Source organism: Psychrobacter sp. W2-37-MNA-CIBAN-0211 (genome assembly GCF_040309405.1).
GTDB lineage: Bacteria > Pseudomonadota > Gammaproteobacteria > Pseudomonadales > Moraxellaceae > Psychrobacter > Psychrobacter glaciei.
This window is the reverse complement of the sequence record NZ_JBEOOU010000012.1, coordinates 1-12843: the sequence shown is the minus strand read 5'-3', so window position 1 is coordinate 12843 and position 12843 is coordinate 1. Positions and strand designations below refer to the sequence as shown.

General features: G+C 42.5%; 12 protein-coding genes and 1 pseudogene. 8 read left to right on the top strand and 5 right to left on the bottom strand.

Annotated elements, in window-relative coordinates:
* Positions 1-770 precede the first annotated feature (770 nt).
* Together AAEY72_RS10895 and AAEY72_RS10890 are read left to right on the top strand one after the other, a co-directional pair.
* Entirely contained in the window at positions 771-1781 is a 1011-nt protein-coding gene (locus AAEY72_RS10895; protein WP_201592646.1) for an RluA family pseudouridine synthase, read from the top strand.
* Between the two features lie 147 nt (positions 1782-1928).
* Entirely contained in the window at positions 1929-2597 is a 669-nt protein-coding gene (locus AAEY72_RS10890) for an HAD-IA family hydrolase (RefSeq protein WP_352310538.1), read from the top strand.
* A 281-nt stretch (positions 2598-2878) separates the two neighbouring features.
* Here AAEY72_RS10890 and yihA read toward each other — a convergent pair whose 3' ends face one another.
* Positions 2879-3679 carry a ribosome biogenesis GTP-binding protein YihA/YsxC gene (gene yihA / locus AAEY72_RS10885; RefSeq protein WP_352310537.1) on the bottom strand — a complete coding sequence of 267 codons (801 nt, stop codon included), beginning with the start codon at positions 3677-3679 and terminating at the stop codon, positions 2879-2881.
* A gap of 388 nt (positions 3680-4067) precedes the next feature.
* Here yihA and AAEY72_RS10880 point away from each other — a divergent pair, with 388 nt between their 5' ends.
* From AAEY72_RS10880 to AAEY72_RS10865, 4 genes are all read left to right on the top strand, one after another.
* Positions 4068-4403: a c-type cytochrome gene (locus AAEY72_RS10880; protein WP_352310536.1), complete on the top strand. Its 336-nt coding sequence runs from the start codon at positions 4068-4070 to the stop codon at positions 4401-4403.
* A gap of 323 nt (positions 4404-4726) precedes the next feature.
* A complete protein-coding gene (locus AAEY72_RS10875) occupies positions 4727-5395 on the top strand; it encodes a c-type cytochrome (RefSeq protein ID WP_352310535.1) in 669 nt (222 codons plus the stop codon).
* 237 nt (positions 5396-5632) lie between these two features.
* Positions 5633-6775 carry a hypothetical protein gene (locus AAEY72_RS10870; RefSeq protein ID WP_352310534.1) on the top strand — a complete coding sequence of 381 codons (1143 nt, stop codon included), beginning with the start codon at positions 5633-5635 and terminating at the stop codon, positions 6773-6775.
* A complete protein-coding gene (locus AAEY72_RS10865) occupies positions 6775-7083 on the top strand; it encodes an RnfH family protein (protein ID WP_352310533.1) in 309 nt (102 codons plus the stop codon). The genes AAEY72_RS10870 and AAEY72_RS10865 overlap by 1 nt, the downstream gene beginning before the upstream one ends.
* Positions 7084-7184: 101 nt before the next feature.
* Here the strand turns inward: AAEY72_RS10865 and AAEY72_RS10860 are convergent, their stop codons facing one another.
* Entirely contained in the window at positions 7185-7604 is a 420-nt protein-coding gene (locus AAEY72_RS10860) for an outer membrane protein assembly factor BamE (protein ID WP_051000695.1), read from the bottom strand.
* 325 nt (positions 7605-7929) lie between these two features.
* On the opposite strand from AAEY72_RS10860, the gene fur reads away from it, so the two are divergent.
* Positions 7930-8364: a ferric iron uptake transcriptional regulator gene (gene fur, locus AAEY72_RS10855; protein WP_189582952.1), complete on the top strand. Its 435-nt coding sequence runs from the start codon at positions 7930-7932 to the stop codon at positions 8362-8364.
* Between the two features lie 115 nt (positions 8365-8479).
* Here the strand turns inward: fur and AAEY72_RS10850 are convergent, their stop codons facing one another.
* Both AAEY72_RS10850 and AAEY72_RS10845 read right to left on the bottom strand, forming a co-directional pair.
* Positions 8480-9601: a PilT/PilU family type 4a pilus ATPase gene (locus AAEY72_RS10850; protein ID WP_189582949.1), complete on the bottom strand. Its 1122-nt coding sequence runs from the start codon at positions 9599-9601 to the stop codon at positions 8480-8482.
* 161 nt (positions 9602-9762) lie between these two features.
* Positions 9763-10818 carry a type IV pilus twitching motility protein PilT gene (locus AAEY72_RS10845; protein ID WP_010195743.1) on the bottom strand — a complete coding sequence of 352 codons (1056 nt, stop codon included), beginning with the start codon at positions 10816-10818 and terminating at the stop codon, positions 9763-9765.
* 350 nt (positions 10819-11168) lie between these two features.
* On the opposite strand from AAEY72_RS10845, the gene AAEY72_RS10840 reads away from it, so the two are divergent.
* On the top strand, positions 11169-11888 hold the full coding sequence (locus AAEY72_RS10840) for a YggS family pyridoxal phosphate-dependent enzyme (protein WP_352310532.1): 720 nt from the start codon (positions 11169-11171) through the stop codon (positions 11886-11888).
* Between the two features lie 15 nt (positions 11889-11903).
* On the opposite strand, the pseudogene AAEY72_RS10835 reads toward AAEY72_RS10840, so the two are convergent.
* Positions 11904-12773, bottom strand: a pseudogene (locus tag AAEY72_RS10835) (hemolysin family protein); the annotation flags it as partial.
* Positions 12774-12843: the final 70 nt, after the last annotated feature.

The following is a 12843-nucleotide window of genomic DNA, read 5'->3' as shown; positions in this document are numbered from 1 at the left end:
GCCACCATAAATTTTACCAAGATGATTAACATGTAAAGTGGTGAAGGGCGTTTAATATACTTTGTAAGAGTCTATCGAAGCGCTTGCCACATGGTTACAATTTATTCGCTGTACTGTTTATACTTCAAACCGTTAAATTCAGCGAACCTCTCACTATTAGCTCAAATCAATTCAATTGTTTTATCTATTATTTTAACTTATAACATCTATATATTTTGGTATCTGATTTTAAGAGTGCCACTGCGCTGTTGCTCAGCGGGGCGTACTTGGCAAACAGAATAGGTAACCGGCTCATTAGCTCGGTTGGGTATATCTCTTTTATAATGCATCTATTTTATCTGTTTGACCGCCAATATTCAGGCAGCTCTAAACTCTTAATATCGGACTACCGTCACTTGCTCAACTGCGCTTGCCTAATATGATTAAAAATCAAGTCGTGGTCGTGCGTTAAATGAGTAGTTGTGTACTGCTATCGCTCGATAAACGGACTTGTTTGTCACTATTATCGAAGCAATTATGTTTGGTATAAATACCGCTTATTGGACGCTACGCCGTGTGTTACTTGGCATTTAGTCCTAAAAATTAGATGATGCGTGCAAAATTAGCTTGAGGAACAAGGCATGCCTCGTTACTAGCAAGTAGTAAAGATGACGACCGGTCGTTTGAGACAATAAGGATTATTGCCGCAACCTCTGCTTAATTGGCGCTCAACATGTTAAACTATAACAAATCTTTGTGTAAATACCTAACTAAAAATGACAAACTCCAAAATGACTGACGACGCAACTACCCATGAAGCTCCTGCTATTTTTAATAGCAAAACCCGTCCGCAAAGCGCCGACGATGAGATTAGTAACTTTGGAAAGGTTAATTACCTTGAAGTCACTCGCCATCAGCACGACCAGCGTTTGGATAACTTTTTGCTGAACCGCCTAAAAGGTTTGCCAAAACCGCATATCTATAAAATGATTCGCTCAGATGAGATTCGAGTCAATAATAAACGCTGTAAAGCCCACGATAGATTACAGCGTGAAGACGTGGTACGTATCGCGCCAGTGGTACTCGCCACTCGCGAAAAGCCCATCATCAGCACCGAGTTTGCCAAAAGCTTATTAGCACGTGTGGTCTACGAAGATGATGGCCTGCTGGTGCTTAATAAACCCTCTGGCATTGCAGTACATGGTGGCAGTGGTCTTGATTTTGGCGTCATCGAAGCCATGCGTGAAGTTACTGGTAAAAAATATCTAGAGTTGATCCATCGTATCGACAAAGATACCTCAGGTCTGCTGATGATTTCTAAGAAACGCTCAGCGCTAAAGACATTGCAGCAGCATTTGGTCGATAAGACTATTCAAAAACATTATCTATGTATTGCCAAAGGACAACCCGCCCTGAATGAGCAACGTATCGATGCGCCATTGCTTCGCTACACACTTGATAGCGGTGAGCGCCGCGTTAAAGTAGAGGCTCAGGACGCACAATCCAAAGAAAGCCAGACAGATATTATTGTCCATGAACGTTTTATGATTGCCGGTCAACCAGTCAGCTTGATAGAAGCTAAACCGCTGACGGGTCGTACCCATCAAATTCGTGTGCATTTGGCTCATATTGGTCATGCTATCCTAGGGGACAGTAAGTATAACGTCCATGACAAGTCTGGCGTGCATCGTCTGTGCTTGCATGCATGGCGCTTAGACATTCCTGGTTATAAAACTATCACGGCACCATTGCCCGATGAGATGGTTGACTGGCTGCCAGAGCAAACCAAATTGCCTGAATAAGCTTGAATCTCTCGTGTTTCAGGTTACATTTTAGCTAGTATTAAGTATTGATCCTAAACGTCATGCTCACTTATTTATTTCTACCAATAAGTCGGCGTGACGTTTTAGCATCTGTAATAAATGCGCATCATTTACTAAGGCAAATTCATGAATAAACAGTCTGATCATCGCTTAGCCGACAAGACGCTAGTTATTTTTGATTGGGATGGTACGTTGATGGATTCAATCGGTCTGATTGTTGAGTCCATGCATGTGGCAGGAGAGGCACATGGCTTTCAAACCACCGATCAAGCCGTCAAAGACATCATTGGTCTTAGCCTGATGAATGGTATTGAGATTTTGTATCCGCAGGCCAGTGAGGCGAAAAAGCTTGCCATTCAACAAAGCTACGCTGACTATTATATTCCAAACAGCCACCGCACACCGTTCTTTGCCCCTACAGAAACCATGCTAAAGACTTTACAACAGCAGGGTCGTAAGCTTGCTGTTGCAACCGGCAAAAAGCGGCGTGGACTGGATCGCGTACTGGATGCTTCGGCAAGTCATGATTATTTTGATATTACCCGCTGTGCCGATGAGTCAGGTTCAAAGCCTGATCCGCAGATGCTGACGGATATCCTGAATCATACACAGCAGCCAGTATCTGACGCCGTATTTATCGGTGATAGTATTTATGATATTCAAATGGCAAATAAACTTGGCATGACTAGTATTGCTGTTAACTACGGGACAGCGTCCAGCACTGAGTTGGCTGCCCAGCTACCTACTTATCAAGTTGACACACCGCAAGCGTTAGCTGAGCTGTTGTGTGGCTAGACTCAGAGCAGACAGATAAATGACAATAAAAAAGGGTTTATCACTATTAGCGATAAACCCTTTTTTATTGTCAATTTTTATAAAATGCTACTAGGGCGTGTCATCATTTAGATTGTGAGGCTTAAAATGAGGAAAATTGCAGCCAAACAAGAAAGAAATTACCGTAAATATGAACATATTGACAAGATTTCTGACGATGTTTGGCAAAATTTAACCATTTTAAGACCACTAAATGTATCAATGTGCTAATTGATGACACGCCCTAACTAATGGTCTGCTATTTATTTATCAGTTGGCAGCTCATTATTAGATTGTTCATTAACAGGCTGATCACTATCAGACTGTTCGTTATCTTCGAACAATTCTTCTTCGAGCGGGTCATCATCAAGCAGATTAAAAGAGGATTCAATGATTTTGTTGTCATTAAGCTGGTAATCGTACCAATTGCCCATCACACCAGCCAATTCATCGAGGCCTTCTTTTCTCAAGGCTGAAAATAACTGAATGGTACATTTAAGACCTAACTCTTTCAGTCTTTTGCGGGTATTGAGTAAGGCGTTTTTAGAAGCACCATACTTCAATTTATCTGCTTTAGTCAGCAAAATATGAACGGGTAGCTCACCTTCTTTGGCCCAAAATAGCATTTGCTCATCAAAGAATTTGAGCGGATGACGAATATCTGTCATCAGCACTAAGCCTGCTAGGCTTGAGCGTGATACCAAATACTCTTCCAACTCGACCTGCCATTCTTTTTTCATTTCCAGCGGTACGGCAGCATAACCATAGCCTGGTAAATCAACCAGACGTCTGTGCTTGTCGCCAATACTAAAAAAGTTAATCATCTGCGTACGACCAGGGGTCTTGGACGAGCGCGCCAACTGCCGCTGATTGGTCAATGCATTAATGGCCGAGGACTTACCCGCGTTTGAGCGTCCTGCAAAAGCAACCTCTAACCCGACATCAGGCGGACAAAGGCGAAAAGTAGGCGCTGACGTCATAAACTCAGTTTGCTGAATTCGTTGGCGCGATTTGGTATTAAACACCGCATGTTCGGCGGCGACATCTGTGAACGGGGTACTCATAAATGGCTCATTAATCTGCAAAAAATTGGATACGGTAGTGAGAATTGGTGGTTGGCTAATCATCAAAGCGACGCATTAAATAGATAGAATACGAATGGCTCTTGCTGATAACAATCGCTGTTTTAAACCAGTGACTATTCTATACTATTAACCGTCTTACTTATTGAAATTACGGTGATTAGTCTTATATAAATGACAGCATACCATTAAAGTGTAGTAGCTCTTAGCGAAAGTTTTCCTCGCATAAAAAAGCGTTACTAAAGTCAAACTCGATTCATGTATACTAAATTGACATATATTGTTACAATGTTTAATGAAAAACGTTTATTATAGTATTTAATTAAGTTGGTATCTAATTAAGCGTACGAAAAAATTAAGGAGGTGCCCTATGTCTGCAATCACCACACTTTTTACCAAAACTGGCCGTCTACTAATTGGCAGTGGTGCAGCGCTTGTCCTAACGACAGCCATGACAACCAGCGCCAGTGCTGCTGATATTGCCACCACCTATGACAATTCATGTGCAGCTTGTCACGATAGTGGCGCGTTGAATGCTATCAAAAAAGGCGACAGTGCTAAGTGGCAGCAGCTAATACAACAAAGAGGCATGCCAGCCCTGATTAACTCAGTCAAAAGTGGTATGACACAGATGCCAGCTGGCGGACTTTGTGATAACTGTAGCAATGATGATTACCGTAAACTGATTGACTACATGAGTAAATAACAGCTGCTGCATCAAAATTTTATATAAAAGAAATAAAGCGCTTGAAGCACTCACTTCATGCGCTTTTTGTTTTTCAAGCAGCATCCTATAGTAGCGCTAATAGAAAAACCAGCGGTTACTACGATTAAGTAGGCAAATACTATAAAGTCTTGCTATAATAATCCAAAATAAACCCTGATGTTAGTAAGTACTTTCAGACTGTTTGTGACCAACCCATAAAATATATGCTGACTTCGCTATATAGTAGCGCGACGTATATCAATGTGCTTGTCGATGCAATCACTCTAAATAATACTTACGCCGAGTTAGTAGGATTTGTATCAATGAAAAAGTTAATCGCTGCTGCCAGCTTATGCGTTGCAAGTTTCAGCGTACAAGCTGCTATTATTGTTCCCGAATATGACGTTAACGCTGGTAAGCAAATTGCAGAAACAGTCTGTGCTGCTTGTCATGGTGTTGACGGTGTCAGTGTGGTTCCTGCTCAGCCTAATTTGGGCGGCCAAAATGTTAAGTATCTCTATAAACAGTTAGTCAACTTTAAAGCCGGTTACCGTAAGAACGGCATTATGCAGTCGCAAGTGGCGAACTTATCACAGCAAGATTTGGCCAATGTGGCAGGCTATTATGCTAGCCAAGCGCCTTGGGGAGTTGGCTTCGGTAATCCGGCAACCAACCAAGAAGCGACCAAGCTGTTTTTAGGTGGTGACAAATCTCGTGGCATTATTGGCTGTGCAGGTTGTCATGGTCCAGATGCGGCTGGTAATACATGGGCAGCGTTTCCACGTTTAGGTGGACAACACTCTCAATATATCGCCACTCAGCTAAAACTGTTCCGTGCAGCTGGACGTGAAGATGACATCGATAGCGATGATCAAAAACGTGCCAATGATGCGGCAAAAGAAGGCGAAAAAGGTATGATGCAGACGGTAGCCTCTAAGCTATCAGATCGCGACATTCGCATTTTGGCAGATTATGTGAGTGCTGTTCATTAAGTGCAAGCATTTTCAGCGTTTGCTTCATAGCACACTGCCATTAAGCCGCTGATTACGTGTCAGTCATTATTTAGTTATTAAACCCCGATTTCGGGGTTTTTTTATAACTGCCAGTCCCTTATATTGTACATACCTTTATATTATATAGACGATTATAAGCCTACCTACAGATGCTTTTGCTTGGTCTGTATAATTATTAATTATCGTTATTCACTTTAGATCGTTTGGATTTAGATTATGATGACCCGCTATGCTTCTTATTTTATCGCAGCGCTGTTACCACTATTATTGTTTCGCTGGTTTGCACCTGCAGCCATTGGTGAAATTGACTTTTGGTTGCTTTGGCTCTTGGCGATGGTCCTAGTATCACTGCCCGTGGTGTATGCTGAGATTGCGCTCGCCTATCGTAGTGTCGATGCGCCGTTCGCAGGTATGCAGAAACTCACTCGTGAGGCTGATGCCAGTCCATTATGGCGCAGCTTTGGTTGGTTGGCAGCGCTGGTTTCGATTGTTATTGCTGCACTAGTTATATCAGGTGCTAGTACTGGTATTGTATCGGCACTTACTGACCTTAATAGTGCACCTGACGTTCCCAGCTTTGCGATCGCTGCGGGATTGATGGTCATTGCTATCTTATGGAGCTTACTCGGTGTTACGCCTTTACCGATTGGTTTAGGTTTAATGCTAGTAGGTTTGGTGCTAGGCGTCGCAAATGGTTTGCCAAATATTGATTTTGCGATGACTGGTATCAGCTTGAGTGAATGGGCGCGCGCGGTTGCTTTAGCGTTGGTCAGTGTGGGGGCGGGTACAGGACTATATTGGTTCGGTCAACATTTATCAACCAAGCAAGTCGTCACAGCGGTAGATGTGAATAATATCAATGCACAAAAACCAGCACGCACTCGTGCCAATCAAGAATATCGTGCGAGCAAATTGGTATTGCCCATCTGGATAGTGCAATTGTTGGTTGGGATTGTGGCACTATTTATCAGTGGTATGGCATTACCACCGATTGGACAGCTGGTATATTGGCTAGGGGTGTTGTTTGTGGCCAGCTATTTGCTACATTATAGCGTACAGCAGTTAGCGCATAAGTTTGGGCTGTTGGCCAGCTTGGTGATCACTTTTGTGGTAGCACTGGTACTAGTCATCGCCATACCCACTATATGGCTGGTAGGTATACTGGTTATTATCAGTAGTATCGCGGTGTTGCTGTTGTCCATCTTCGCCGGTTGGCAGATGAAGATCAGTCATTTGCGCAAGTCTCTAAACTTTGGCAATGAAGCGTTCTATAATCTATGGCGGATAGCGATACGTCTGGTTGTACCAGTGGCGCTACTGTTGGCGTTGATAGGTTGGGTGATACAGTGGATAAGCTAATGACGGTTTATCTGGCGTATGCTGAAGAGGCAAAGCGTCAGCATTATTTGACGTTATCAGTCGCTGAAGGGACTACTTTATACGAGGCACTCGCGCAAGCAGGCTGGTTGATACAATTTCCAGCATTAGCAAGGTGGTGTGAGGAAGTGGAACAAGTGATAACACCAGCGGCTAAGCGTTGGCATGTAGGTATATATGCCCAAAAGCAGCCGCTCAGTTATCCATTGCAGCCGTTCGACCGATTAGAAGTCTATCGCAGCTTAAGCGCTGATCCTATGTCTCAGCGCAAAAGTAAGTCTCGAGGTTAATGGTTTAGCCGGACTGTTATTTAGCTTAAGCATTATTAAGTCTGCTACTTTAAAATGAAGACACGCCCTAACAATCATTAAGCATAAACTTATAATCAGATTTATTGAGCAGGAAGGGTTTCAATGCCTTCGATGCGACTGACTAAGCCGTTGTCATCAAAGTAAATAACCAAATGCTGGCTGGCATTTTTGACATCAGCGATGCCTTTACGGCTGCCTTCTGTGCCTGCTTTGTAATCATAAATATAGTCCCAACGTTTAGGCTCCAGCGTGTCTTTAATCGCTGGGCTACCCAAAATATAGAGGACTTGGTTTTGATTCATGCCCACTTGCAATTTTTGAGCTTGCACTTGGGTAATGGCTGTCCCTTGAGGCAAATCAATTTTATAAACACTCAGTAATGAGCAGCCAGACATCACAACCGAGGCACTAAGCATACCGGTCATGACAATCTTGCGTAATGTACTTGCACGGCTTAACGGACGAAAATTTAATGTCTTTATCATGGTAAGATGACTCATAAAAAATGGATTAGGTACGGTCAAGGGGTGTTGGTGCTGGTCTTGCCGACAATCTTGGACAAATGATACGTCATTTACTTGCAATTGCCTACCACTTACGACATTATTTACCAAACACTACCTAAGGCATTGGATTATTTATATTTTAAATTCATAGACTTGCGGTGAGATCTATATACCTTAACCACGCTAAAAATTTATGCAAGACAAGCTGGGCTACTGAGATTTGGATCTTTAGTATTTAATTAATAATAATCACTGGCGATTATTTACCTCATATTTTTTAGTTTTTATTTGCTAAGACTTAACAGTCAGAAGGGATATTATGGCTTCTTTTACCAATCAAGATTTACGTAAAGCAGGATTAAAGGTAACGTTACCGCGTATCAAAATTTTAGAGTTGCTTGAGTGCGCAGAGCTTCATCATATGAGTGCAGAAGAGGTGTACAAAGCACTGATTGAACAAGGTGAAGATGTGGGACTGGCGACCGTCTACCGAGTACTGACGCAGTTTGAACAAGCAGGTATTGTTGAGCGCCATAACTTTGAGAACAATCTATCCGTGTTTGAGATCACTCAGGCAGAGCATCATGATCATCTGGTTTGTGATGTTTGCGGCAAGATTATCGAGTTCCATAACGAGATTATCGAAGAACAACAACTCAAGGTAGCCGCCGAGCATGGCTTTAAGCTATCGGGTCATTCTCTGGTGTTATACGGCATTTGTAACAATCAAGAATGTCGCGACAGCGCAAAATAATAGCCTTAAGAGCATTTTCTTTTTGCAGACAGCAGCTGTATCACAATAAAAACAGCCCTCAATCATGAGGGCTGTTTTTATTGTGTGACTTGCTTACTTGCTTACTTGCTACAGATTAGCTGACATCCAACGATAAGCTATCAGCACCTTCGTCTAAGTTAGCCGTACCATTTTTACTGCTCAGTTTAATTTTGAGACGTAAGTCATTAGGAGAGTCAGCGTGGAGAATGGCTTCTTTATAAGTGATTTCGCCTTGTTCGTATAGATCAAAGAGCGCTTGGTCAAAGGTTTGCATACCGCTATCACGGGAGCGCGTCATGACATCTTTGATTTCGTGGACTTCGCCTTTACGGATATAGTCACTGATCAGCTGCGAGTTTAACAAAATCTCAATGGCTGCCCGCCGACCTTTACCGTCTGGGGTTGGAATCAATTGCTGGGCGATAATGGCCTGTAAGTTAAGCGACAAATCCATAAATAGCTGATTGTGGCGACTGGTTTCAAAAAAATGAATGATACGGTCAATTGCTTGGTTGGCATTGTTGGCGTGCAAGGTGGCGAATACCAAATGACCAGTCTCTGCATATTGGATCGCATAACTCATGACCTCACGGTTACGAATTTCACCAATCAAAATAACATCTGGTGCTTGGCGCAAGGTGTTTTTTAGACCCGCCTCAAAAGAGTGGGTATCGATACCAACTTCACGCTGAGTAATGATACAACCACGGTGTTTATGAACAAATTCAATCGGGTCTTCGATGGTAATAATATGACCATGAGAATTTTGGTTGCGATGACCGATCATGGAAGCCAGAGTGGTTGATTTACCGGTGCCAGTCGCGCCAACCAATAGAATAATACCGCGTTTTTTCATGGCCAGCTCCTTCAATGCTGGCGGCAATCGTAGTTCTTCAACGGTTGGAATTTTATTCTCAATTTTCCGTAAAATCATGCCCGCCATATCGCGCTGTACAAAGGCACTGACTCGAAAGCGTGCTTGCTGTGCTTCATCAGTAATGGCGAATTGACATTCATTTGTCTCTTTAAACTCTTTTTGTTGGCTTGGCGTCATCACACCTTTGACCAATAGCATGGTTTGCTCAGCGCTCAGGGGCGTCTTACCAACGGGTAGAATTTTCCCATTTATTTTCATGGAAGGCGCTACATCAGCGGTAATAAAAAGGTCGGAGCCGTTTTTATTGATCATTAACTGTAACAGTTTATCAATATCCATATCTTACCTACATTCGGTGTAAATCGATTAAAAATTGTCTAAAGTCCATTTTTAAAGATCAATAATCATGACTATTAAAAATAAATAAGGTGTATAAAAAGGTATATAAAAAAGTCACTGGCTATTAGTAGTAGTTAGTAGCTCTGATCAAATCAGCACTGCTATAAAAATGCATCAGGCTGCTTGGCATAAGGACGAGCAACGTCTTTGCTGATCGTGCCTTTTGTCACAAGATTTTTAAGCGTTTGATCTAGAGTAATCATCCCATCACCGGCACCTGTTTGGATAGCGGAGTACATTTGGGCGATTTTATTCTCACGAATTAGGTTACGAATCGCTGGCGTACCCAGCATAATCTCATGCGCGGCAATTCGTCCGCCAGTTTGACGACGCAACAAGGTTTGTGAGATTACCGCTTGTAGCGACTCCGACAGCATGGCACGAATCATGTCTTTTTCCGCTGCAGGGAATACATCGATCACGCGGTCAATGGTCTTAGCCGCTGAGCTGGTGTGTAGAGTGCCAAAAACTAAGTGACCGGTCTCAGCAGCAGTCAAGGCCAGACGAATGGTCTCAAGGTCACGTAGCTCACCAACAAGGATAATATCAGGATCTTCACGCAGTGCTGAACGTAGCGCTGGCTCAAAACCTAAGGTATCACGGTGTACTTCACGTTGGTTAACCAGACTTTTTTTAGATTCGTGGACAAATTCAATCGGGTCTTCGATGGTTAAAATATGCTCTTTACGGGTTTCATTGATATAATCAATCATAGCAGCAAGAGTCGTTGATTTACCTGAGCCTGTTGGACCTGTCACTAGGACGACGCCACGTTTGAGATCTGACACACGCTTGAACACCTCACCCATACCCAAGTCTTCCATAGTCAGTACTTTGGAAGGAATGGTACGAAAGACAGCGCCTGCACCGCGATTTTGGTTGAAAGCGTTGACCCGAAAACGCGCTAAGTTGGGAATCTCGAAAGAAAAATCCGTCTCATAAAACTCTTCAAAGTCAGCACGCTGCTTATCATTCATGATGTCATAAATCAGCTGATGCACGACTTGATGCGTCATCGTTGGCATATTGATGCGTGTCATCTCACCGTCGACCCGAATCATCGCTGGCATACCGGCTGAAATATGTAGATCTGATGCCTTATGTTTGACCGTAAAGCGCAGCAGATCTTCGATGCTTAGATTGTTTTTTTCAGCCATAATCAGGCATTCCTATCAATGAATAAGGGTAAGACAAAAAGAGCATAGCAGCAGGCTGTAAACGATAACCTTGTCAATCATCCTCTGCTAGATCAGTTATTTAGCAATGAGCTAGGCTATGGTTGTTACTATTACTATTATCTTTAGCAGTATATATTAAACCATGTAACAATATCATAACAAGACTCTTGGCATTTAACCATCTACTAGGCTAAGAAAATGTAAAATTAGACAGTCATTTATTTATTGTGTAAATTTTGCTCATGGCAAAATTTTTATGAAATCTTTAAATAGTGCGATCAATAAAAATCAAAACAAATAATCGAACCATTTATTCTTGTGAGCTGTATATGAAAGATACTGAAAATAATTTTGATAAATTAAGCCTTATTGATAACTGGCAGCAGGTCACACGACAAGTGACGCAGGCAAATGAACAAGCCAAAGATACCGCATCAGACGAGGTCATTTTACTTGCGGTTTCTAAGACCAAGCCTGCCGAGATGATTGCTACTTTAGCTGAGCAAGGACAACGCCACTTCGGGGAGAATTATCTGCAAGAAGCCATCGAAAAAATCAGTACCCTAAAATCTCAAGCAATAGGCGAGTCTATTGTTTGGCATTATATTGGTAGTATCCAACGTAATAAGACGCGTGATATTGCCGAGTATTTCGATTGGGTACAAACGGTTGAGCGCGACATTATTGCGAAGCGTCTGAATGAGCAACGTCCAAGCGAGTTGCCGCCATTGAACGTTCTGATTCAACTCAATATTGATAATGAAGACAGCAAATCAGGGTGTTTGCCAGCGCAGTTACCGGAATTGATAACCACAATGAAAGGTTATGAGCGTCTAAAATTGCGTGGACTGATGATTATCCCTGCTAAAACCAACACCGATGCTTTTAGCCGCACTAAGCAATTATTTGAAGCCATCAAGCGTGACCATCCAGAATTAACTGGCTGGGATACGCTCAGTATGGGCATGAGTGATGATATGGCAGAGGCGATTGCCAATGGCTCAACCATGGTGAGAGTCGGCACCGCCATATTTGGTAGTAGAGGTTAGTGCATGTTTAGCTGATTAAGCCACTTCTTCGAGCTTAGTCACTAGTAGCTGGTTAATTTTGAGATTATTAGTCGCAAGAATTTCAAAGCGATAATTGGCATATTCAATGCTGTCAGTTTTCTTCGGGATTTTGCGTAACATATAGACCATAAAACCACTGATCGTTTCGTAGTTCTGGCTATGCGGTAGATTGACAATACCAAGTGAGCGAATCACATCTTCGATTGGGGTCATGCCGTCAATCAGCCAAGAGTTATCAGTACGCTGAACAATGGGCTGATCTTCTAGCGTGACCAGCTCGCCCATGACAATACTCATGACGTCTTTTAGAGTAATCACTCCAACGACCAACGCATACTCGTTAATGATAACGGCAAAGTCAGCACCGGTTGATTTAAACATCTCTAACACTTCAAACAAAGATAAAGTATCAGGCACAAACAGCGCCGGTTTTAATAAGGCTTTGTTTGTTAAGCTGACCTCTTGCTGGTTAAGCACCAAGGCTAAAAAACTGCGTGACTCCACATAGCCAATGATATGCTCTAGATCATCGTCATGGCAGACCAAAAATTTATTATGTGGCTGTTTGATCATGACCTCAACCACTTGCTCCGTACTGACCTTGGTATCAAAGTAAACGATGTGTTCGCGTGGATTCATCACTGAGGTCACCGTGCGCTCTTGCATCTCAAAGATATTTTCGATCAAATGATGCTCTTGATGCTTAATCACCCCAGCTTCTGCACCAGCATCCATCACTGCGTAGATATCTTCTGACGTCATCTCATCCTGACGGACAGTCGATATACCCAATAAGTTAAAAATCAGGTTCGCTGCACCATCAAAGACCCAAATAATCGGTTTTAATATAAAAATTAGGTGTAATGGACAAAATTCATGCTAGAAATTAGAAGGTAGTCGCTAATGGACAAAATTCATGTTATTTGAGTGTCTT